The organism is Enterobacter sp. R-1.6.2 (genome assembly GCF_035064085.1).
Lineage (GTDB): Bacteria > Pseudomonadota > Gammaproteobacteria > Enterobacterales > Enterobacteriaceae > Enterobacter > Enterobacter asburiae_B.
Genome location: NZ_JASEYI010000004.1, coordinates 120,726 through 143,029 on the forward strand (window position 1 = coordinate 120,726; position 22,304 = coordinate 143,029).

Here is a 22,304-nt window from a genome sequence, read left to right on the forward strand (position 1 = left end):
GTTAAATCTGACCTTGTGTGTGCTTGTCTATACAAGTATATCTAAATGCATCATCTGTCCCCTATGAGGAGCACACAATGTCGTCAGGTAAATACCGCCAGCAGGACGTCCGCGCCGCGCGCGGCACCACGCTTACCGCCAAAAGCTGGCTCACCGAAGCCCCGCTGCGCATGTTGATGAACAACCTCGACCCTGAGGTGGCGGAAAACCCCCACGAGCTGGTGGTCTACGGCGGCATTGGCCGCGCCGCGCGCAACTGGGAATGCTATGACGCAATTGTAAAATCCCTGACCGAACTCGAACACGACGAAACCCTGCTGGTGCAGTCCGGCAAGCCGGTTGGCGTGTTCAAAACGCACAAAAACGCGCCGCGCGTGCTGATCGCTAACTCTAACCTCGTGCCGCACTGGGCTACCTGGGAACACTTCAACGAACTGGACGCAAAAGGGCTGGCGATGTATGGCCAGATGACCGCGGGTAGCTGGATCTACATCGGCAGTCAGGGGATCGTGCAGGGCACCTATGAAACCTTCGTGGAAGCCGGTCGCCAGCACTATAACGGCTCGCTCAAAGGCCGCTGGGTATTGACCGCAGGTCTTGGCGGCATGGGCGGCGCGCAGCCGCTGGCCGCCACGCTTGCCGGCGCGTGCTCGCTCAACATTGAGTGCCAGCAGAGCCGCATTGATTTCCGTCTGCGCACCCGCTACGTCGATGAGCAGGCAACCGATCTGGACGATGCGCTGGCGCGCATCAAAAAATACACTTCCGAAGGCAAAGCGGTGTCGATTGCCCTGTGCGGCAACGCGGCGGACATTCTCCCGCAGCTCGTCGCCCGCGGCGTGCGTCCGGATCTGGTCACCGACCAGACCAGCGCCCATGACCCGCTTCACGGTTACCTGCCAAAAGGCTGGACGTGGGAAGAATATCAGCAAAAAGCGGAAACCGACCCGGAAGGCACGGTGCTTGCCGCGAAACGCGCCATGGCCGAGCACGTTTCCGCCATGCTGGCCTTCAGCCAGATGGGCATTCCGACCTTTGACTACGGCAACAACATCCGCCAGATGGCGAAAGAGATGGGCGTGAATAACGCGTTCGACTTCCCGGGCTTCGTTCCTGCCTATATTCGCCCGCTGTTCTGCCGCGGCATCGGTCCGTTCCGCTGGGTTGCCCTGTCCGGTGACCCGGAGGATATCTACAAAACTGACGCCAAAGTGAAGGAGATCGTCGCCGATGACGAACACCTGCATCGCTGGCTGGACATGGCCCGCGAGCGCATTAACTTCCAGGGCCTGCCGGCGCGTATCTGCTGGGTAGGGCTGGAGTGGCGTCAAAAACTCGGCCTCGCCTTCAACGAAATGGTGCGCAGCGGTGAAGTTTCCGCGCCGATCGTCATCGGCCGCGACCACCTGGACTCCGGCTCCGTCGCCAGCCCGAACCGCGAAACCGAAGCCATGCGCGACGGCTCGGATGCGGTCTCCGACTGGCCGCTGCTGAACGCACTGCTGAACACCGCCAGCGGCGCGACCTGGGTGTCGCTGCACCACGGCGGCGGCGTGGGGATGGGCTTCTCCCAGCATTCCGGGATGGTCATCGTCTGCGACGGAACCGATGAAGCCGCCGCGCGTATCGCTCGCGTGCTGCACAACGACCCGGCCACCGGCGTGATGCGTCACGCGGATGCGGGTTACGAAATTGCCATTGACTGTGCCAAAGAGCAGGGCCTTAACCTGCCGATGATCCCTGCCACACAAGGAAAGCATTAATGAACGCATTAACACTTACTCCCGGCTCGCTGACGCTCAAGCAGCTGCGTAACGTCTGGCGTAAACCGGTCACCCTTTCGCTGGATGCAAGTGCCCACGCCGCCATTAACGACAGCGTCGCCTGCGTCGAAGCCATCGTTGCCGAAGGGCGCACCGCCTACGGGATTAACACCGGATTTGGCCTGCTGGCGCAGACCCGCATCGCGACACACGATCTGGAAAACTTACAGCGTTCGCTGGTGCTGTCACATGCGGCGGGCGTGGGTCAGCCGCTGGATGATGAGATTGTCCGTCTGATGATGGTGCTCAAAATCAACAGCCTGGCCCGCGGCTTCTCCGGCATTCGCCTGAGCGTGATTCAGGCGCTGATGGCGCTGGTCAATGCGGAAGTCTATCCGTGGATCCCGGCAAAAGGTTCCGTTGGCGCATCCGGCGATCTTGCGCCGCTGGCGCACATGTCGCTGCTGCTGCTGGGCGAAGGCAAAGCGCGCTGGCAGGGCGAGTGGCTTCCTGCGAAAGAGGCGCTGAAAAAAGCCGGGCTAAACCCGATCACCCTGGCGGCGAAAGAGGGGCTGGCGCTGCTGAACGGCACGCAGGCATCGACCGCTTTCGCGCTGCGCGGCCTCTTTGAAGCGGAAGATCTGTTTGCCTCGGCGGTGGTGTGCGGTGCGCTGACTACCGAAGCCGTGCTGGGCTCGCGCCGCCCGTTCGATGCCCGCATCCACGAGGTGCGCGGTCAGCGCGGGCAGATTGATGCCGCCGCGATGTACCGTCACGTGCTTACCGACACCAGCGAAATTGCCGATTCACACCATAACTGCGAGAAGGTTCAGGATCCGTATTCCCTGCGCTGCCAGCCGCAGGTGATGGGCGCGTGCCTGACGCAGCTGCGTCAGGCGGTAGAAGTGCTGCTGGTGGAGGCCAACGCGGTTTCCGATAACCCGCTGGTGTTCGCCCAGGAAAACGAGGTGGTTTCCGGGGGCAACTTCCACGCCGAGCCGGTGGCAATGGCGGCGGATAATATCGCCCTGGCGATTGCCGAAGTCGGCGCGTTGTCCGAGCGCCGCATCGCGCTGATGATGGATAAACATATGTCCCAGCTACCGCCGTTCCTGGTGCGTAACGGCGGGGTCAACTCGGGCTTTATGATTGCCCAGGTGACCGCAGCGGCGCTGGCGAGCGAGAACAAAGCCCTGTCGCACCCGCACAGCGTGGACAGCCTGCCAACGTCAGCGAACCAGGAAGATCACGTTTCGATGGCGCCGGCTGCCGGGCGTCGTCTGTGGGAAATGGCTTCCAACACCCGCGGCGTGCTGGCGGTGGAATGGCTGGCGGCATGTCAGGGTGTCGATCTGCGTGAAGGGCTAAAATCCAGCCCGCTGCTGGAGCAGGCGCGCCATGCGCTGCGCGAGCACGTATCGCACTACGATGACGACCGCTTCTTTGCGCCGGATATTGATAAGGCGATGCAGCTTCTGGAAGAGGGAAGCCTTGTAGGACTGCTACCTTCAGTGCTGTGATTTTTTGCCCTGACCCTCTCCCACAGGGAGAGGGAATTGCCCGGTTTTCTCCCTCTCCCTGTGGGAGAGGGCCGGGGTGAGGGCATCAGCCCGCACTATTATGAATACATCGCCGTAATCGACGCGCTGCCCAGCGAATGGAAATGCACGTTAAACCCTACCATCGCGCCGCTCGCCCCTTCATCGACCTCAATCTTCTCCACATCCAGCGCGTGCACCGTGAAGATATAGCGGTGGGTTTCCCCTTTTGGCGGCGCCGCGCCGCCGTAGCCCGCTTTACCAAAGTCAGTGCGCGTCTGAATGGCGCCTTCAGGCAGGGCAACCAGGTCTGAACCGGAACCCTGCGGCAGGACGCGCGTGTCGGCAGGCAGGTTCGCCACAATCCAGTGCCACCAGCCGGAGCCGGTCGGCGCATCCGGGTCGTAGCAGGTCACGACAAAGCTTTTGGTTCCGGCCGGAACCTCGTCCCACGCCAGGTGCGGGGAGATGTTGTCTCCCTGATACCCCATGCCGTTGAATACGTGGCGTTCCGGCAGTTTTTCACCGTCGCGCAGATCTTTACTGATGATTTTCATACGGTTTACCCTCGTTGATCGCTCGTTCAGCAAGTGTAATGCATAGGGTTACATCGTGAAATGCGCCGGAATGTTAACGGCTGTTACAACCGCGTCGGTTAATTTACGCAGCTGCTCCGGCGTAATGCTGTACGGAGGCATCAGGTAGATAAGCTTGCCGAAGGGCCGTACCCACACGCCCTGGTTCACGAAGAAGCGCTGCAGCGCCGCCATATTCACCGGATGGGTGGTTTCAATCACGCCGATGGCGCCCAGCACGCGCACGTCTGCCACAAAATTCGCGCCCGAGGCGGCATTCAGTTCATGTTTCAGCTGCGCCTCAATCGCTGCAACCTGCGTCTGCCACTCGCCGCTCTCCAGAATGGCCAGGCTTTCGCTTGCGACGGCGCAGGCGAGAGGATTACCCATAAACGTCGGGCCGTGCATAAAGCAGCCCGCCTCGCCGTCGCTGATGGTGTCGGCCACCTGGCGGGTCGTGAGCGTGGCGGAGAGCGTCATGGTGCCGCCGGTCAGCGCTTTACCCAGACACAGAATATCCGGCGCAATGCCTGCATGCTCGCAGGCAAACAGCCTGCCGGTGCGGCCAAAGCCGGTGGCGATCTCATCGGCAATCAGCAGAATGCCCTCGCGGTCGCACATCTTGCGAATACGCCTCAGCCATTCCGGGTGGTACATCCGCATTCCGCCTGCGCCCTGCACAATCGGCTCCAGGATCACGGCGGCGATTTCTTGGCGATGCGCCGCCATCAGCCGCGCGAAACCGACCATGTCCATCTCGTTCCACTCGCCGTCGAAACGGCTCTGCGGGGCTGGGGCGAACAGGTTTTCCGGCAGATAGCCTTTCCACAGGCTGTGCATGGAGTTGTCCGGATCGCACACCGACATCGCCCCGAAGGTATCCCCGTGATAGCCGTTGCGGAAGGTGAGGAACCGCTGGCGCGTTTCGCCCTTCGCGTGCCAGTACTGCAGCGCCATTTTCATCGCCACTTCCACCGCCACGGAGCCGGAATCGGCCAGGAACACGCACTCCAGCGATTCAGGCGTCATCGCCGTCAGACGACGGCATAAATCCACCGCGGGCTGATGGGTGATCCCGCCAAACATCACGTGCGACATCTGGTCAATCTGGGCCTTCATCGCCGCATTAAGGCGCGGGTGGTTGTACCCGTGAATGGCCGCCCACCACGAAGACATCCCGTCAACGAGCCGCTCGCCGCTGGCGAGGTGCAGCTCGCAGCCGTGGGCCGAGGCCACCGGATAAACGGGAAGGGGGCGGGTGGTGGAGGTGTAAGGGTGCCAGATATGCTGCTTGTCGAAGGCGAGATCGTCCTGGGTCATAATCGACTTGTAAACCATTTTGAAAAGTTTTAGGTTTACGAGTATAAACCGAACCGAAAATTAACAAAACCCTTTGGAGAAGCCCGATGGCTCACCACGCACGCTGGACGATGTCGCAAGTCACTGAATTATTCAACAAACCTTTCCTTGAGCTGATGTTCGAAGCCCAACAGGTGCATCGTCAGCACTTCGATCCGCGCCATGTTCAGGTCAGCACGCTGCTGTCGATCAAAACCGGTGCCTGTCCTGAAGACTGCAAATATTGCCCGCAGAGCGCGCGCTACAAAACCGGCCTGGAATCCGAACGGCTGATGGAGGTGGAGCAGGTGCTCGACTCCGCTCGCAAGGCGAAAAACGCCGGTTCAACCCGCTTCTGTATGGGCGCGGCGTGGAAGAACCCGCACGACCGCGACATGCCGTATCTGGAGCAGATGGTGAAGGGCGTGAAGGAGATGGGCCTCGAAGCCTGTATGACGCTCGGCACGCTGAACGAGGAGCAGGCGCTGCGCCTCTCTGCGGCGGGGCTGGACTACTACAACCACAACCTCGACACCTCGCCGGAGTTTTACGGCAACATCATCACCACGCGGACCTATCAGGAGCGTCTGGACACGCTGGATAAAGTGCGTGACGCGGGGATCAAGGTCTGCTCGGGCGGTATCGTGGGCTTAGGCGAAACGGTGAAAGACCGCGCGGGCCTGCTGCTGCAGCTGGCAAACCTGCCGACCCCGCCGGAAAGCGTGCCGATCAACATGCTGGTGAAGGTTAAGGGGACGCCGCTGGCGGATAACGACGACGTGGATGCGTTTGATTTTATTCGCACCATCGCGGTGGCGCGCATCATGATGCCGACCTCTTTCGTGCGCCTCTCTGCCGGTCGCGAGCAGATGAACGAGCAGACCCAGGCGATGTGCTTTATGGCCGGAGCCAACTCCATCTTCTACGGCTGCAAGCTGCTGACCACGCCGAACCCGGAAGAGGACAAAGACGTTCAGCTGTTCCGCAAGCTGGGGCTTAACCCGCATCAGACCGAAGTGCTGACGGGCGATAACGAGCAACAGCAGCAGCTGGAGCAGCAGATTTTCAACGCCGACACCGACCAGTTCTACAACGCGGCAGCCGTATGACCTGGCAGGCACGAATAAATACCGCGCTGGACGAACGCCGGGCGGCAGAGGCGTTTCGCGTTCGCAGGGTGGTGGAAAACGGCGCGGGCCGTTTTCTTACCCGCGAGGGGCGGCAGTTTTGTAATTTCTCCAGCAACGACTATCTCGGGCTGAGCCAGCATCCGGCCATCATCCGCGCCTGGCAGCAGGGTGCGGAGCGGTTTGGCGTGGGCAGCGGCGGCTCGGGACACGTCAGCGGATATACCACCGCGCATCAGGCGCTGGAAGAGGCGCTTGCCGACTGGATCGGCTACCCGCGCGCGCTGCTGTTCATCTCCGGCTTTGCCGCCAACCAGGCGGTCATTACCGCCCTGCTGGGAAAAGAGGACCGTATTGTCGCTGACCGCCTGAGCCACGCCTCGCTGCTGGAGGCGGCAAGTTTAAGCCCGGCGCAGCTGCGCCGCTTTGCCCATAACGATGCGGGGCAGCTCGCCGCGCTGCTGGATAAACCCTGCGACGGACAACAGCTGGCGGTTACGGAAGGGGTGTTCAGCATGGACGGCGACAGCGCGCCGCTTGCCGCGCTGCACGAGGCAGCAAAGCGGCAAAACGCCTGGCTGCTGGTCGACGATGCCCACGGCATTGGCGTAATGGGTGACGAAGGTCGCGGCAGCGCATACCAGCAAAACGTGAAGCCCGAGCTGCTGATCGTCACCTTCGGCAAAGGCTTTGGCGTCAGCGGCGCCGCCGTGCTGTGCAGTGAGTCCGTCGCCAACTATCTGCTGCAGTTTGCCCGACACCTGATTTACAGCACCAGCATGCCCCCGGCGCAGGCCGTGGCGCTGTCTGCGTCGCTGGCGGTGATCCGCAGCGCTGAAGGCGATGAACGTCGTCAGCGGCTGGCAGAGCATATTTCACGCTTCCGCAAGGGGTTAGCGGCGCTGCCCTTCCACAGTCCCGATTCGCAAAGCGCCATCCAGCCGGTGATTGTCGGCGAAAACGGCCGCGCGCTGGCGCTGGCACAGGCGCTGCGCGAGCGCGGCATGTGGGTGACCGCCATCCGCCCGCCAACGGTCCCGCCGGGCACCGCGCGGCTGCGTTTAACCCTGACGGCGGCGCATGACGCTCGGGATATCCAGACGCTGCTGGAGGCGCTCCATGACGCCGGTGAATAAGCAGGCCGTTGCTGCGGCATTTGGCCGGGCCGCGCAGAGCTATTCGCAGCACGATGAGCTGCAGCGTCAGAGCGCGGAGGGGCTTCTGGCCGCGCTTGGCGACAACCGCTTTCCGCAGGTGCTGGACGCCGGCTGTGGTCCCGGCAGCAACAGCCGCTACTGGCGCGGGACGGGAAGCCAGGTCACGGCTATCGACCTCTCGGAGCAGATGCTCGACGAGGCGCGACAGCGGCAGGCCGCGGACCATTATCTGCTGGCCGATATCGAGGCGATCCCGCTGGCGGATGCGCAGTTCGATCTGGTCTGGAGTCATCTGGCGGTCCAGTGGTGCAGCAGCCTGCCGCAGGCCTTGCGCGAGCTTTATCGCGTGGCGCGACCGGGCGGGAAGGTGGCCTTTACTACCCTGCTGGAAAGTTCGCTGCCGGAGCTGAATCAGGCGTGGAAAGCGGTGGATGAGCAGCCGCACGCTAACCGCTTTTTATCGCATGACCAGGTGACGCAGGCGCTGGCAGGCTGGCGCTACCGCAGCACGGTGCAGACCATCACCCTCAATTTTAGCAATGCGTTCAGCGCCATGCGTTCGCTGAAGGGTATCGGCGCCACGCACCTGCACGCCGGGCGGGAGAAAAAACCGCTGACCCGGGGCCAGCTGCAGCGTCTGGAGCTGGCCTGGCCGCAGCAGCGGGGGCATTTCCCGCTCTCTTATCAACTTTTTCATGGGATTATCGAACGTGACTGAACGTTATTTTGTTACCGGCACGGATACGGAAGTGGGCAAAACGGTGGCCAGCTCGGCGCTGCTGCAGGCGGCACGACTGCTCGGAAAAAACACCGCCGGATATAAGCCCGTTGCTTCCGGCAGCGAGGTGACGGCGGAAGGATTACGCAACACCGACGCGCTGGCGCTCCAGCGTAACAGCACCCTTGAACTCGCCTATTCAGCGGTCAATCCGTACACCTTTGCCGAGCCGACCTCGCCGCACATCATCAGCGCTGACGAAGATCGTCCGATTGATTTCACCGTGCTGTCAGCCGGGTTACGGACGCTGGAAAGCCAGGCCGACTGGGTGCTGGTGGAAGGTGCGGGCGGCTGGTTTACGCCGCTTTCGGACACGCAGACGTTTGCTGACTGGGTGCAGGCCGAGCAGCTTCCGGTCATTCTGGTCGTCGGCGTCAGGCTGGGCTGCATCAATCACGCCATGTTGACCGCGCAGGCCGTACAGCAGGCCGGGCTGACGCTGGCGGGCTGGATTGCCAACGACGTGGTTGCGCCGGGGAAACGACACCAGGAGTATCTGGCGACGCTCAGGCGAGTACTTCCCGCCCCGTGCCTCGGGGAAATTCCCTGGCTTGCTGACGGCTCGGAAAATGCCGACACCGGGCATTATCTCGATCTCAGCGTCTTGCTTCCCGCGACATCCAGTGCGCGATAAGCTCGTCATCCAGCTCGTTAACGTGGCCCTGCGCCACGTTACGCCCGCGATAGAGCATGCAGAAACGGTCCGCAACCCGGCGGATAAACGACAGCTGCTGCTCCGCTAATAGCACCGTCATACCTAACTCCCGGTTTAAGCGCGCCAGCAGCTGCCCCAGCTTCTGGGCGAAGCTATGTCCTGCGCCGTGCAGGGGCTCATCAAGGATCAGCAGGTGCGGACGGTTCACCAGCGCATTAGCCAGCGCCAGCTGGTACTGGTCGTCCGGAGAGAGCGTGTTCGCACGGGCCTGTCGCAATGCGTAGAGCGCCGGAAACAGGTCGTAAACGTCACTTTTCGCTTCCGGGTTGGGTTTCCCCATCGCCCGCATGGCGATATGCAGATTCTCCTCAATCGTTAGCTGGGAGAAGATCCGCCTGTCCTGCGGGACATAGCCTATCCCCGGTCCTGAACGCTGTTCTGGCGGCAGGTTAAGCAAATCGCGCGGCGGCGCGCCCGCCTCGTGCCAGATGATGCTGCCGCTTTCAACGGGCACTCTCCCGGCGATGCAATTCATGAGGGTGGTTTTCCCCATCCCCGGCAGGCCAACGACGCCTGTACACATCCCTTGCGGAAAATCCAAATTCACGTTCCATAACGTATGTTGGCTTCCGTAAAACTGATTCACAGCACGCAGACTCAACATCTTTTTCTCCTTAAAAATGTGTGTAGGTGAGGCTCATGTTTGAATCTGCAAAACCCCTGCCAGAAACCGAAAAGTGTTCAAAAAAACGGCTTTTTTAGGAATGAATCACCAGAAAGCGGTTTATAAAAAACCGGATTGCACAGCGACGGTGCTGGAAGTGGTGAGTTGTGGTGCAGAACCCAAAATGATGAAAATGTGAGCAAGATCCCATCGACTGGTTATGAATGACGCAACTGTTAATCATCAAAAAATAGCTATAAAAATTTTTTACTGCCGTCTCGTGGGAAAAACCGGGAATTTGCCGAGCGCCAGTCTGTATGGGCTGGAAGCAGTTATCCACTATTCCTGTGGATAACCATGTGCATTAGAGTTAGAAAACACGCGATAAGCGAGAGAAGACGCGGCTTACGCCCAAATTGGCGCGAAACGCGGCTTTAGAAAATATCGTTTATTATTTAACTGCTTAGATAAAAGCAATTCCCGTCATGAAAGTGTCACCCGTTGCCACAAAACTATCATTACCTGGCTTGACAAATGTTAAAAAAGAAAAAGTTCTGGGGATAACCTGACCTGACTGGTGTTTTATATTGTCACAGTCCAAATTTTGGCCGCTATCGCGCTAATCATTCAGGCGCTATGCTAAATATCCTGACATGCCACTGGTTTTTCATCCAGTGTTTTTTACTGGCATTCCTGGCAACAACGAGTAAAATTACTCACCTGCCGCTTATAACGTCATCAGGTCGTCGCCCATGAGTAAACCGTTCAAATTGAATTCTGCTTTCCGTCCATCTGGCGATCAGCCTGAGGCGATCCGTCGTCTGGAAGAGGGGCTGGAAGACGGGCTGGCGCACCAGACGCTGCTGGGGGTAACCGGCTCGGGTAAAACGTTCACCATCGCCAACGTGATTGCGGATCTCCAGCGTCCAACGATGGTGCTGGCACCCAACAAAACCCTGGCCGCACAGCTTTACGGCGAGATGAAAGAGTTCTTCCCGGAAAATGCGGTGGAGTATTTCGTCTCCTACTACGACTACTACCAGCCTGAAGCCTACGTACCGAGCTCTGACACCTTCATCGAGAAGGATGCCTCGGTGAACGAACACATCGAGCAGATGCGTCTGTCGGCCACGAAGGCGCTTCTGGAGCGTCGCGATGTGGTCGTCGTCGCGTCAGTGTCCGCGATCTACGGTCTGGGCGATCCGGATCTCTATCTCAAGATGATGCTGCACCTGACGCAGGGGATGATTATCGACCAGCGCGCCATCGTCCGCCGTCTGGCAGAGCTGCAGTACGCCCGTAACGATCAGGCGTTCCAGCGCGGCACCTTCCGCGTACGCGGAGAGGTGATCGACATCTTCCCGGCGGAATCGGACGATATGGCGCTGCGCGTCGAGCTGTTTGACGAAGAGGTTGAACGCCTGTCGCTCTTCGACCCGCTGACCGGACACGTTGAGTCGGTGATCCAGCGCTTTACCATCTACCCGAAAACGCACTACGTGACGCCGCGCGAGCGTATCGTGCAGGCGATGGAAGAGATCAAAGTGGAGCTGGCCGAGCGCCGTAAGGTGCTGCTGGCGAACAATAAGCTGCTGGAAGAGCAGCGCCTCAGCCAGCGTACCCAGTTCGACCTTGAGATGATGAACGAGCTGGGCTACTGCTCCGGCATTGAAAACTACTCGCGCTTCCTCTCCGGACGCGGGCCGGGCGAGCCGCCGCCAACGCTGTTTGATTACCTGCCGGCAGACGGTTTGCTGGTGATCGACGAATCCCACGTCACGATCCCGCAGATCGGCGGGATGTACCGCGGTGACCGGGCGCGTAAAGAGACGCTGGTGGAGTACGGCTTCCGCCTGCCGTCAGCGCTGGATAATCGTCCGATGAAGTTTGAAGAGTTTGAGGCATTAGCGCCGCAAACCATTTACGTCTCGGCCACGCCGGGCAACTACGAGCTGGAGAAATCCGGTGAAGACGTTGTCGATCAGGTTGTGCGTCCGACCGGGTTGCTCGACCCAATTATTGAAGTTCGTCCGGTGGCTACGCAGGTGGACGATCTGCTCTCGGAAATCCGCGCCCGTTCCGCCATCAACGAGCGCGTGCTGGTGACCACGCTCACCAAGCGTATGGCGGAAGACCTCACTGAATATCTCGAAGAGCACGGCGAGAAGGTGCGCTATCTGCACTCGGATATCGACACCGTGGAGCGCATGGAGATTATTCGCGATCTGCGTCTGGGCGAGTTTGACGTGCTGGTGGGGATCAACCTGCTGCGAGAAGGTCTGGACATGCCGGAAGTCTCGCTGGTGGCGATTCTGGATGCGGACAAAGAGGGCTTCCTGCGTTCTGAACGCTCCCTGATCCAGACCATCGGCCGTGCGGCGCGTAACGTCAACGGTAAAGCGATTCTGTACGGTGACAAAATCACCCCGTCTATGGCGAAAGCGATTGGCGAAACGGAGCGCCGCCGCGAGAAACAGCAGCGTTACAACGAAGAGCACGGCATTACCCCGCATGGGCTGAACAAGAAGGTCGTGGATATTCTGGCGCTGGGTCAGAACATCGCCAAAACCAAAGCGAAAGGCCGCGGCAAGGCGCGTTCAGTGGTGGAAGAAGATACCGTCGTGCTGACGCCGAAAGCGCTGCAGCAGAAAATCCACGAGCTGGAAGGGCAGATGATGCAGCACGCGCAGAATCTGGAGTTCGAAGAGGCGGCGCAGATCCGCGACCAGCTTCATCAGCTGCGGGATCTTTTCATCGCGGCATCGTGAGTAAAGCGTTGTTTTCTCCCTCTCCCCGTGGGAGAGGGATCCCCAGTAATTTTTGAACAGAAGCAATAACGTTGTTTCAGAGCGATTGAAGGCTATCAGCGATGCTCTGGTCCGGCTGTAAATCGCTGAGGCGTTTCCTGCAGGCCGGGGCGAGGCGCAGGGATGCGCCGAGAAGGGACGTTACCTCCGCCCGTACCCGATAAGCCGGAAGGAATAAGCCGATGACAAAATTGCCGGGAGCAATTTTGGACAGCGCTTGCGCTGGCCCCGAAGGGGTGAGCCCCAGGGATGGGGCGAACAATCCGCGAAGCGGCGATTTACCGCCGGGAGCCCGGGTCGCCAGGGTAGTGGCGACTGAGCCACCCTGGCACGTTCACCGGTCATGTCGTTACAGAGTAGCAAGGAACATAAAGTGAACGGAATGACCACCAGAGTCGTATGTTCCCCCTCACCCCAGCCCTCTCCCTCAAGGGAGAGGGGGGCGTCCGTGCGGGCATTATTATGAGGGCAACAGGCCGCACAAAACGAACCTAGCCTAGCGCCTGAATTGCCTTCTCCAGCGCCTCGCGCAGCAGGTGACGGTCATGGCGATACTTGATATCGCTGGCCTCCAGCGGCTCCTGCACCACCAGACGATTGCCAATCCCTGACACATCCACTTTTGGGCCCACGACCACGCCGTCAATGATTTTCTTGCCGACGTAATGCTCCATTAATTCCAGTTTGTCAGCCAGCGACAGGCTCGCCGCCGCCGGGCTCAGCTCACGTCCCAGGTTACCGATGTAAACCATCGGGGCAGGAGTGCGGCGCAGCGCCTGCGCCAGCTCTTTCACCAGCAGAATGGGCATCAGGCTGGTATAAAAACTGCCCGGACCGATCAGGATAAGATCCGCTTCTCCGATGGCCTCCACCGCTTCTCGCGTGGCGGGCACGCTCGGATAGGTCATTAACTCCGTTGGCGGCAGGATGAGCTGGTCGATATTCACCTCGCCGTACACTTCATGCCCTTCGGCGTCGATGGCCATCAAGTCAACCGGTTGTTCAGACATGGGGATCAGGAATGCGTCCACTTTGAGCAGATTACGGATTAAATTGATGGCTTCCAGAGGCCGTACGCTCAGGTGATCGAGCGCCTTTAACATCAGATTTCCGAGGTTATGGCCCGAAAGTTCGCCATTACCGCCAAAACGGTACTCAAACATCGCCGACGCGACGCTAGGCTCGGTAATTAACTGGTTCAGGCAGTTGCGCATATCTCCCCAGGCAATGCCGCCTTCGGCACGTCGAATGCGCCCGGTTGAGCCGCCGTTGTCGGTGGTAGTTACTATCCCTGTCAGCCTTGAGCCGAGTGACGACAAAGAGGACATAACCCGGCCTAAGCCGTGTCCTCCGCCAAGAGCGACCACTCGGTCAAGATCCGCAAAAGTGCGATTGCGCATACGTATTCCTTATCACGTTCGATCGCGTAACAGTAACCTAACTACCCCTAAAAGACGATGCCTCACCCGATGCAAAATGACGTATATCAATGTGAAAATGCGGTTTTTAGGTATTCTGTAGCGAAAATGCAGGAACGATTCGCTATATAGATAATTATATAGCGTGAAGCGATAATGGCGTCGTCAGAATTTCCGCGCTACTATCGCCCTAACCACGTTTTCAAAATTGAAAACATACACTCTAGCCCTTGTGCCTGTGTCGAAAGATATGGCGCTCTGGCCGTGGCGAATTTGCCACCAGGGTACAGAAAGAAATGACTGTGCCTCCCGATCTGGAAAGGTGTACATGGCTTCACAACTTACTGATGCTTTCGCGCGTAAGTTTTATTACTTACGTCTGTCGATTACCGATGTGTGCAACTTCCGTTGCACCTACTGCCTGCCCGATGGCTACAAACCGGGCAGCGTCACCAATAACGGCTTTCTCTCCGTGGATGAAGTGCGCCGCGTCACGCGCGCTTTCTCTGAGCTCGGCACCGAAAAAGTGCGTCTGACCGGCGGAGAACCCTCTCTGCGCCGCGATTTCCCCGACATCATTGCCGCCGTGCGTGAAAACGAACGCATCCGCCAGATTGCGGTGACCACCAACGGTTACCGCATGGCGCGTGACGTGGCGAACTGGCGCGATGCGGGGCTGACGGCGATCAACGTCAGCGTCGATAGCCTGGATGCCCGTCAGTTCCACGCCATTACCGGCCAGGATAAATTTCAGCAGGTCATGGACGGCATCGACGCGGCATTTGCGGCCGGGTTCGAGAAGGTCAAAGTCAACACAGTGCTGATGCGTGATGTGAACCATCACCAGCTCGATACCTTCCTGGCGTGGATCAAATCCCGCCCTATACAGCTGCGTTTTATTGAGCTGATGGAAACCGGCGAGGGCAGCGAGCTGTTTCGTCGCCATCACATCTCCGGCATGGTGCTGCGCGACGAGCTGCTGAAACGCGGCTGGATCCATCAAATCCGCCAGCGCAGCGACGGCCCGGCGCAGGTCTTCTGCCACCCGGATTACGAAGGTGAGATTGGGCTTATCATGCCCTATGAGAAAGACTTCTGCGCCAGCTGCAACCGCCTGCGCGTCTCCTCCGTTGGCAAGCTCCATCTTTGCCTGTTCGGCGACGGCGGCGTGGATCTCCGCGATCTGCTGGAAGACGATGCGCAGCAGGCCGCGCTTGAAGCACGCATTTCTGACGCGCTGACGCATAAAAAACAGACCCACTTCCTGCATCAGGGCAATACCGGTATTACTCAGAACCTGTCCTACATCGGCGGGTAATCAGGCTTAAGAAGGAACCAGAAGATGAGTCAGGTAAGCGCAGAATTTATCCCGACACGCATTGCTATCCTTACCGTTTCCGACCGCCGTGGCGAAGAGGATGATACCTCTGGCCACTGGCTGCGCGAGGCGGCCTATGACGCGGGGCATCACATCGTCGATAAAGCGATCGTGAAGGAGAACCGCTATGCCATTCGCGCTCAGGTTTCGCAGTGGATTGCGAGTGATGAGGTGCAGGTGGTGCTGATTACCGGCGGCACCGGTTTTACCGCAGGCGATCAGGCCCCCGAAGCGCTGATCCCGCTGTTCGACCGCGAGGTGGAAGGCTTCGGCGAAGTGTTCCGCATGCTCTCCTTTGAAGAGATTGGTACCTCCACGCTCCAGTCGCGCGCCGTTGCCGGGGTGGCTAACAAAACCCTGATTTTCGCTATGCCGGGCTCGACCAAAGCCTGCCGCACCGCGTGGGAAAACATCATCGCCCCGCAGCTGGATGCCCGTACCCGTCCGTGTAATTTCCATCCCCATTTAAAGAAATAAGCTATGTCACAACTGACCCATATTAACGCCGCCGGCGAAGCGCATATGGTGGACGTCTCCGCCAAAGCGGAAACGGTGCGCGAGGCGCGCGCGGAAGCGTTCGTCACCATGCTGCCGGAAACGCTGGCGATGATTATCGACGGCAGCCATCACAAGGGCGACGTCTTTGCCACCGCCCGCATCGCCGGTATTCAGGCCGCCAAACGGACCTGGGAGCTCATTCCGCTGTGCCATCCGCTGATGCTGAGCAAGGTGGAAGTGAACCTGCAGGCGCAGCCGGAGCATAATCGCGTGCGCATTGAGTCACTCTGCCGCTTAACCGGCAAAACCGGCGTGGAGATGGAGGCGCTGACGGCGGCCTCAGTCGCCGCGCTGACTATCTACGACATGTGTAAAGCGGTGCAGAAAGATATGGTGATTGGCCCGGTTCGCCTGCTGGCAAAAAGCGGCGGCAAATCCGGTGATTTTAAGGTGGACAGCCATGATTAAGGTGCTCTTTTTTGCGCAGGTGCGCGAGCTGGTGAATACCGACAGCCTGACGCTGGATGCGTCCTTCGAAAACGTCGCCGCCCTGCGCGCGCATCTGGCGGCACAAAGCGACCGCTGGGCGCTGGCGCTCGCCGAAGGCAAGCTGCTGGTCGCCGTTAACCAGACGCTGGTGGAATTCACCCATCCGCTGAACGCAGGGGATGAAGTGGCCTTCTTCCCGCCGGTTACGGGGGGCTAAGATGGCTGAAACCCGAATTCTGGTGAGTCCCGAGCGTTTTAACGTGGGGACCGAATACAGCTGGCTGGCGGAACGTGATGAAGACGGCGCGGTCGTCACTTTCACCGGCAAGGTGCGCAACCACAACCTCGGTGACAGCGTGAAGGCGCTGACGCTGGAGCACTATCCGGGGATGACCGAGAAATCGCTGGCGAAGATTGTCGACGAGGCGCGAGGCCGCTGGCCGCTTGGCCGCGTCACGGTTATTCACCGCATCGGCGAGATGTGGCCTGGCGAGGAGATTGTCTTCGTCGGGGTGACCAGCGCGCACCGCAGCAGCGCGTTTGCGGCAGGGGAGTTCATTATGGATTACCTCAAAACCAAAGCGCCGTTCTGGAAGCGCGAAGCCACGCCGGAAGGTGACCGCTGGGTAGAATCTCGCGATAGCGATAAACAAGCTGCCAGCCGTTGGTAGTCGGTTTACGTGGATGTGTTAATCTTAACGTGTGTGTCTACTTAATCTTAATCAGGAGTGAATCATGGACCGATTTCCGCGTTCCGATTCAATAGTACAGCAGACCCGTAGCGGCCTGCAGACGTATATGGCTCAGGTGTACGGCTGGATGACGGTTGGCCTGCTGCTTACCGCGTTTATCGCGTGGTATGCGGCGAACACGCCTGAACTGATGATGTTTATCTTCTCCAGCAAAATTACCTTCTTTGGGCTGATTATCGCGCAGCTGGCGCTGGTGTTTGTGCTTTCGGGTCTGGTGCAAAAGCTGAGTGCCGGAATGGCGACCACGCTGTTTATGCTCTATTCGGCGCTAACGGGGCTGACGCTTTCCAGTATTTTCATCGTCTACACCTACTCCTCCATCGCCAGCACCTTTGTGGTCACCGGCGGGATGTTCGGTGCGATGAGCCTGTACGGATACACCACGAAGCGCGATCTGAGCGGTTTTGGCAGCATGCTGTTTATGGGGCTGATTGGGATTGTGCTGGCGTCGCTGGTAAACCTGTGGCTGAAGAGCGACGCGCTGATGTGGGCCGTGACCTACATCGGGGTGGTGATCTTCGTTGGGTTGACGGCGTATGACACCCAGAAGCTGAAAACCATCGGCGAGCAGATCGACGTACGCGACACTTCGAACCTGCGCAAATACGCGATTCTGGGCGCGCTGACGCTGTATCTGGACTTCATCAACCTGTTCCTGATGCTGCTGCGGATTTTCGGCAACCGTCGCTAAGGTTGTTTTGCCGGGTGGCGGTGCGGTCTGGTGCCCTCACCCTGACCCTCTCCCACGGGAGAGGGAACAAACACTAAAACGGCAACAAGGTTGCCGTTTTGCTTTTATTTCGCTAACGCCTTCTCGTTCTTCGCTCTCAGCTTTTTCGCCCGACTCTCCAGCACCAGATAACACACCGTTGCCAGCGCCAGTGGCAGGAAGTAATACAGCATGCGGTACGCCAGCAGGGCGGCGATAATCGTTCCCTGAGAGACATGCTCCCCGGCCAGCAACGCGATAAACACAGCCTCCAGCACGCCGATTCCCGCCGGAATATGCACAATCACGCCCGCAATACTGCTCACCAGCAGCACGCCCAGCACGAAGAAGTAGTTCACGTCCTCGCCAATCAGCAGCCAGATAATCGCCCCCATCGCCATCCAGTTGGCGCTGGAGACGGCCATCTGCAGCACCGCAAACTTCCACGAGGGCAGCACCAGCTTTTGCCCTTTAATGGTCATATGACGGCGTCTGGCAAAGGCGCAGGCCCACAGATAAACGGCGATAATCAGCAGCAGCACGATGCCCAGAATGCGCAGCGTGGCCTCATCGATATACCAGTGCGCGGGCAGCTGCACCACGCCGATGGTGAAGATCACCCCGCCGAGCAAAATATAGCCCAGCCAGTTGGTGGTGATGCTTAACGAGAAAATGCGCGTGATGGTCCCGCCCGGCAGGCCGAGCCGCGAGTAGAGGCGATAGCGCATGCCAATGCCGCCGACCCAGGTGCTCAGCGTCAGGTTGAAGGCGTAGCAGATAAACGACACCAGCATAACCTGACGTTTGGCCAGCTTGTGGCCGCAGTAAGCGCGGCCCAGCAGGTCATAGCAGCCGTACATCAGGTAGCTGACAATAACCAGCCCCACAGCGCCCAGCAGCACCATCCGGTTATAGTTGCGGATGACTTTCCATACCTCTTCCCAGTCAACTTTCTGCGCGTAGACCACCAGCAGAACCGCGACCGCAATAAAAAACAGCCAGGTCAGGATCTTTTTTGCCAGCCGCCAGCGCGGATGCGATTTCGACATCAGGGTTTGCCTCCGTCTTCCGCTTCAATACGGTCCTGGGTTTCCATTTCGGGTTGTACCGGCGGGTCCACCTGCGCAAGCTTAGGCGTATGCGCCGGCAGCCAGCCGACCATGGCCGGGAAATGGCGCAGAAAGTGGAACACCACCACGCTGATGCCCAGATTCCACCAGGTGCGTTTGGGGACCATGGATTCGTCCACGCGCACGCAGTCGTTAACGATCAGCGCCTGCAGGTTATCCCGCAGGGTCTGGTTAAACTGGCGATCGTGAATGATCAGGTTAGCCTCGAGATTGAGCGATAAGCTCAGCGGATCGAGATTGCTGGAGCCCACGGTGGCCCAGTGATCGTCCATCAGCGCCACTTTGCCGTGCAGCGGTCGGCGGCGATATTCGTAGATCTGCACGCCGCCCTTCACCAGATAGTTATACAGCAGGCGTGCGCCCACTTTGACAATCGGCATATCCGGCTCGCCCTGCACAATCAGCTTCACGCGTACCCCGCGTCGGGCCGCATTGCGCATGGCGTGCAGCAGGCGATAGCCCGGGAAAAAGTAGGCGTTAGCAATAATCACTTCGCGCTTCGCGTTGGCGAGCATCTTGAGATAATGACGTTCAATGTCGTCCCGGTGCTCGCCGTTATCCCGCCAGACGAAAAGGGCCTGCGCTTCGCCGGGCTTCCGGTTCTCTTCCGGGCGATGGCGGCGTCTCCACCAGCGGCGAACGGCCTCTTTACCCGGCAGGTTCTCCAGCTCAAACAGTAAGATGTCCTGAACCACGGGGCCTTCAATGCGAATAGCGTAGTCCTGCTTCGCCTCCGGGCCGTAGTCGGACATATGCTCAGCGGAGTAGTTAATGCCGCCGACAAACGCCACCGTCTCGTCCACCACCACTATTTTGCGATGCATCCGGCGGAAAAGATTGGTGCGCATGCCGAACAGGCGAGGGCCGGGATCGTAGTAGCGGAACACCACGCCTGCGGAGGTCAACTCATTCACAAACGTATCGCTGAGATCCGGCGAGCCATAGCCATCAAGCAATACTTCAATTTTGACGCCGCGCCGGGCGGCGCGCAGCAGCACGCCATGCAGCTGCTTGCCGACGTCGTCTTCGAACCAGATAAAGGTTTCGAGGATCACCTTCTGCTGTGCATGGTCAATCGCTTTAAACACGGCCGGATAATACTCGTCCCCATTGACCAGAAGCGTGATTCGGTTGCCTTCCTGCCAGGAACATTTCATAGGTGGATCTCCGCGCTGAGCGGGGCATGGTCGGAAAGATGTCGCCAGTTAAGGAGCGCCAGGGCGGTCGGGCTGCTGGCGTGAGCATTTTTCACGTAGATGCGGTCAAGCCGAAGCAGCGGGAAACGGACCGGGAAGGTGCGCGCAGGCCTGCCGTTGGCGCGAGTAAAAATCTCTTCCAGCCCGGCATCTACTTTCAACGGATGGTTTGCCCTCTGTCTCCAGTCGTTGAAATCGCCCGCTACCACCACAGGTTCGCCTTCGGGAAGGGCGTTGGCCCATTCGGCCAGCATTTTCAGCTGCGCCTGACGATGGGCTTCGCGAAGGCCCAGGTGAACACAGCCGACATGGACAGGTCGCTCGAGGTCTGGCGGCGTAATGCGGCAGTAAAGCAGGCCGCGTTTTTCGCTTTCCCCGACGGAAACGTCGCGGTTTTCGTAATGTTCAATGGGGTAGCGGGACAGCACCGCGTTTCCGTGATGCCCTTCCGGATAGACCGCGTTGCGGCCATAGGCGTAGTCACTCCACATGGTGTCGGCCAGAAATTCATAGTGCGGCGTGTCGGGCCAGTTCTCAAAGTGGAGCGGATGCACTTCGTGTGCGCCCATCACCTCCTGCAGGCAGACAATATCCGCGCTGACGGTGCGTACCGCGTCGCGCAGCTCCGGTAAAATGAAGCGGCGGTTAAATGCTGTGAAGCCCTTATGAATGTTTATCGTCAGCACCTTAAGCGAGAAATGCTGCATTTTTTGAGTCATAAGCTCCTTCCTGAGTGACTATCCCAATGAAAATAAAGTGTAGTCGTCGTCACAAAAAGATGCGGCGTTACGGAATTTTCCGTAAAGTGCGGTAGTCTGATTAAGCAGAGAAAAATCCTTCAGGAGAGAAGCCATGAAGTGGCAACAACGTGTTCGTGTCGCAACTGGCCTGAGTTGCTGGCAGATAATGTTGCATTTACTGGTCGTGGCCGTACTGGTGATGGGCTGGATGAGCGGCACGCTGGTGCGTGTTGGCCTGGGGCTATGCGTCCTTTATGGCGTCACCGTGCTGTCGATGCTGTTCTTACAGCGCCACCATGAAGCGCGCTGGCGCGAGGTGGGTGATGTGCTCGAAGAGCTCACCACCACCTGGTATTTTGGCGCGGCGATGATCGTGCTTTGGCTGCTGTCGCGCGTGCTGCAAAACAACCTGCTGCTGGCCCTGGCCGGTCTGGCTATCCTCGCAGGGCCTGCGGTGGTCTCGCTGCTGACCAAAGAGAAAAAGCTACGCAATGTTGCGTCTAAACATCGCGTACGCCACTGAGCCCGTCGTGGCCGCTATGACCAGTAGCGGCCACAAACTTCCCCAGACAATATCCAGACTCGCATCCTTCAGATAGATTTGCTTGGTGATGTCCGTAAAGTGCCGAATCGGGTTTACCCACGTCAGATCCTGAAGCCACACCGGCATGTTCTCGACGGGTGAAACATACCCCGAGAGCAAAATCGCGGGCATCATAAAGACGAACACCCCGATAAACGCCTGCTGCTGCGTCGAGCAGAGCGCCGAGATCAGCAGTCCAAATCCCACCAGCGACAGCCCGTAAATGACCATCGTGAAGTAAAACAGCGCCAGCGAACCGGCGAACGGGATCTGATAGGCCCAAATTCCCACCCCCAGCACGATGGTGGCCTGAAACGTCGCGACGATCAGCGCCGGGACCGCTTTGCCGATGAAAATTTGCCAGGTGGCGAGCGGGGAGACCAGCAGCTGGTCCAGCGTGCCCTGTTCGCGCTCGCGGGCGACGGAAAGGGAAGTCACGATCATCACCCCGATAGTGGTTATCATGGCGATTAGCGACGGCACCACGAACCACTTGTAGTCCAGGTTCGGGTTGTACCAGTTACGCACCACCAGCTCGCTGTTGTTGGGCTTCGGTTTGCCGTCCATCAGCTCCTGCTGGTAATCCTTCACCACCTGCTGCAGGTAGTTGGCGGCTATCTGGGCGCTGTTGGAGTTACGCCCGTCGAGGATCAGCTGCATCGGCGCGGTCTGGAAGGTATCCAGATTGCGGGAAAAATCCGCCGGGAACCGCACCAGCAGCAGCGCTTTTTGCGTGTCGATGGTGGGCTGGATCTCCTGCGGGCTTTTCAGCAGCAGGATGTGGGTAAAGGCTTTCGCACGCGCAAAGCGCTGCGTCAGCTCGACGGAATGTTTGCCGTTATCTTCGTTGTAAATGGCAATGGTGGCGTTGGTCACCTCAAGGGTGGCGGCAAACGGGAACAGTAAAACCTGGATCAGAACCGGCAAGACCAGAATGGCGCGGGTTTGCGGCTCGCGCAGCAGGGATTGCAGCTCTTTGCGTATCAACGTCCATAATCGGTGAAACATG

Annotated in this window: 22 protein-coding genes and 1 riboswitch; of the genes, 14 read left to right on the plus strand and 8 right to left on the minus strand. The window is 59.1% G+C overall.

Features of this window, described 5'->3' with window-relative positions:
- Nucleotides 1-77 precede the first annotated feature (77 nt).
- Nucleotides 78-1,763 (plus strand): urocanate hydratase, encoded by a 1,686-nt coding sequence (gene hutU / locus QMN93_RS06250; protein ID WP_182071401.1) that lies wholly within the window; start codon nt 78-80, stop codon nt 1,761-1,763.
- The gene (gene hutH, locus QMN93_RS06255) at nt 1,763-3,283 is read left to right on the plus strand and encodes a histidine ammonia-lyase (RefSeq protein WP_069303838.1); all 1,521 of its coding nucleotides are present in this window, start codon (nt 1,763-1,765) and stop codon (nt 3,281-3,283) included. The genes hutU and hutH overlap by 1 nt, the downstream gene beginning before the upstream one ends.
- Nucleotides 3,284-3,381: 98 nt before the next feature.
- Here the strand turns inward: hutH and QMN93_RS06260 are convergent, their stop codons facing one another.
- A complete protein-coding gene (locus QMN93_RS06260) occupies nt 3,382-3,858 on the minus strand; it encodes a kinase inhibitor (protein ID WP_008501131.1) in 477 nt (158 codons plus the stop codon).
- A 48-nt stretch (nt 3,859-3,906) separates the two neighbouring features.
- Entirely contained in the window at nt 3,907-5,214 is a 1,308-nt protein-coding gene (gene bioA, locus QMN93_RS06265) for an adenosylmethionine--8-amino-7-oxononanoate transaminase (RefSeq protein ID WP_193138945.1), read from the minus strand.
- A gap of 68 nt (nt 5,215-5,282) precedes the next feature.
- Here bioA and bioB point away from each other — a divergent pair, with 68 nt between their 5' ends.
- From bioB to bioD, 4 genes are read left to right on the plus strand one after another with little or no spacing between them, the layout of a single operon-like run.
- Complete coding sequence (gene bioB, locus QMN93_RS06270; RefSeq protein WP_181594633.1) at nt 5,283-6,323, plus strand: biotin synthase BioB; 1,041 nt, start codon at nt 5,283-5,285, stop codon at nt 6,321-6,323.
- Nucleotides 6,320-7,477, plus strand: a complete 1,158-nt coding sequence (gene bioF, locus QMN93_RS06275; protein WP_182383195.1) for an 8-amino-7-oxononanoate synthase — start codon at nt 6,320-6,322, stop codon at nt 7,475-7,477. The genes bioB and bioF overlap by 4 nt, the downstream gene beginning before the upstream one ends.
- Nucleotides 7,461-8,216, plus strand: a complete 756-nt coding sequence (gene bioC / locus QMN93_RS06280) for a malonyl-ACP O-methyltransferase BioC (protein WP_167818312.1) — start codon at nt 7,461-7,463, stop codon at nt 8,214-8,216. Before bioF ends, bioC begins: the two co-directional genes overlap by 17 nt.
- The gene (bioD, locus tag QMN93_RS06285) at nt 8,209-8,910 is read left to right on the plus strand and encodes a dethiobiotin synthase (protein WP_182383196.1); all 702 of its coding nucleotides are present in this window, start codon (nt 8,209-8,211) and stop codon (nt 8,908-8,910) included. Before bioC ends, bioD begins: the two co-directional genes overlap by 8 nt.
- Here the strand turns inward: bioD and QMN93_RS06290 are convergent.
- Complete coding sequence (locus tag QMN93_RS06290) at nt 8,873-9,595, minus strand: ABC transporter ATP-binding protein (protein WP_032661226.1); 723 nt, start codon at nt 9,593-9,595, stop codon at nt 8,873-8,875. The genes bioD and QMN93_RS06290 overlap by 38 nt on opposite strands.
- Before the next feature lie 752 nt (nt 9,596-10,347).
- Here QMN93_RS06290 and uvrB point away from each other — a divergent pair.
- Nucleotides 10,348-12,363 carry an excinuclease ABC subunit UvrB gene (uvrB, locus tag QMN93_RS06295; protein ID WP_182383197.1) on the plus strand — a complete coding sequence of 672 codons (2,016 nt, stop codon included), beginning with the start codon at nt 10,348-10,350 and terminating at the stop codon, nt 12,361-12,363.
- A 530-nt stretch (nt 12,364-12,893) separates the two neighbouring features.
- On the opposite strand, the gene yvcK is transcribed toward uvrB, so the two are convergent.
- A complete protein-coding gene (gene yvcK / locus QMN93_RS06300) occupies nt 12,894-13,802 on the minus strand; it encodes a uridine diphosphate-N-acetylglucosamine-binding protein YvcK (protein ID WP_039261383.1) in 909 nt (302 codons plus the stop codon).
- 225 nt (nt 13,803-14,027) lie between these two features.
- Nucleotides 14,028-14,161: riboswitch (molybdenum cofactor riboswitch) on the plus strand.
- Here yvcK and moaA point away from each other — a divergent pair.
- From moaA to QMN93_RS06330, 6 genes are all read left to right on the plus strand, one after another.
- Nucleotides 14,149-15,138, plus strand: coding sequence for a GTP 3',8-cyclase MoaA (gene moaA, locus QMN93_RS06305; protein WP_064672124.1), 990 nt, complete (start codon nt 14,149-14,151; stop codon nt 15,136-15,138). Its footprint overlaps the riboswitch before it by 13 nt.
- 24 nt (nt 15,139-15,162) lie before the next feature.
- Nucleotides 15,163-15,675, plus strand: coding sequence for a molybdenum cofactor biosynthesis protein B (gene moaB, locus QMN93_RS06310; RefSeq protein WP_064672125.1), 513 nt, complete (start codon nt 15,163-15,165; stop codon nt 15,673-15,675).
- 3 nt (nt 15,676-15,678) lie between these two features.
- Nucleotides 15,679-16,164 (plus strand): cyclic pyranopterin monophosphate synthase MoaC, encoded by a 486-nt coding sequence (gene moaC, locus QMN93_RS06315; protein WP_047650631.1) that lies wholly within the window; start codon nt 15,679-15,681, stop codon nt 16,162-16,164.
- A complete protein-coding gene (gene moaD, locus QMN93_RS06320) occupies nt 16,157-16,402 on the plus strand; it encodes a molybdopterin synthase sulfur carrier subunit (RefSeq protein WP_193138946.1) in 246 nt (81 codons plus the stop codon). Before moaC ends, moaD begins: the two co-directional genes overlap by 8 nt.
- A gap of 1 nt (nt 16,403) precedes the next feature.
- Nucleotides 16,404-16,856 carry a molybdopterin synthase catalytic subunit MoaE gene (moaE, locus tag QMN93_RS06325; RefSeq protein WP_193138947.1) on the plus strand — a complete coding sequence of 151 codons (453 nt, stop codon included), beginning with the start codon at nt 16,404-16,406 and terminating at the stop codon, nt 16,854-16,856.
- Between the two features lie 64 nt (nt 16,857-16,920).
- A complete protein-coding gene (locus tag QMN93_RS06330) occupies nt 16,921-17,628 on the plus strand; it encodes a Bax inhibitor-1/YccA family protein (protein ID WP_064672128.1) in 708 nt (235 codons plus the stop codon).
- Nucleotides 17,629-17,732: 104 nt separating this feature from the next.
- Here QMN93_RS06330 and QMN93_RS06335 read toward each other — a convergent pair whose 3' ends face one another.
- The 3 genes from QMN93_RS06335 to QMN93_RS06345 are packed head-to-tail and all read right to left on the minus strand — an operon-like array spanning nt 17,733 to nt 20,691.
- On the minus strand, nt 17,733-18,695 hold the full coding sequence (locus tag QMN93_RS06335) for a YbhN family protein (RefSeq protein ID WP_033144983.1): 963 nt from the start codon (nt 18,693-18,695) through the stop codon (nt 17,733-17,735).
- Complete coding sequence (clsB, locus tag QMN93_RS06340) at nt 18,695-19,933, minus strand: cardiolipin synthase ClsB (protein ID WP_033144984.1); 1,239 nt, start codon at nt 19,931-19,933, stop codon at nt 18,695-18,697. The genes QMN93_RS06335 and clsB overlap by 1 nt, the downstream gene beginning before the upstream one ends.
- A complete protein-coding gene (locus tag QMN93_RS06345; protein ID WP_023334979.1) occupies nt 19,930-20,691 on the minus strand; it encodes an endonuclease/exonuclease/phosphatase family protein in 762 nt (253 codons plus the stop codon). Before QMN93_RS06345 ends, clsB begins: the two co-directional genes overlap by 4 nt.
- A 133-nt stretch (nt 20,692-20,824) precedes the next feature.
- Here QMN93_RS06345 and QMN93_RS06350 point away from each other — a divergent pair, with 133 nt between their 5' ends.
- Nucleotides 20,825-21,235, plus strand: coding sequence for a YbhQ family protein (locus tag QMN93_RS06350; RefSeq protein WP_014883088.1), 411 nt, complete (start codon nt 20,825-20,827; stop codon nt 21,233-21,235).
- On the opposite strand, the gene QMN93_RS06355 is transcribed toward QMN93_RS06350, so the two are convergent.
- The gene (locus QMN93_RS06355) at nt 21,197-22,303 is read right to left on the minus strand and encodes an ABC transporter permease (RefSeq protein ID WP_064672129.1); all 1,107 of its coding nucleotides are present in this window, start codon (nt 22,301-22,303) and stop codon (nt 21,197-21,199) included. The genes QMN93_RS06350 and QMN93_RS06355 overlap by 39 nt on opposite strands.
- Between the last annotated feature and the right edge of the window lies 1 nt (nt 22,304).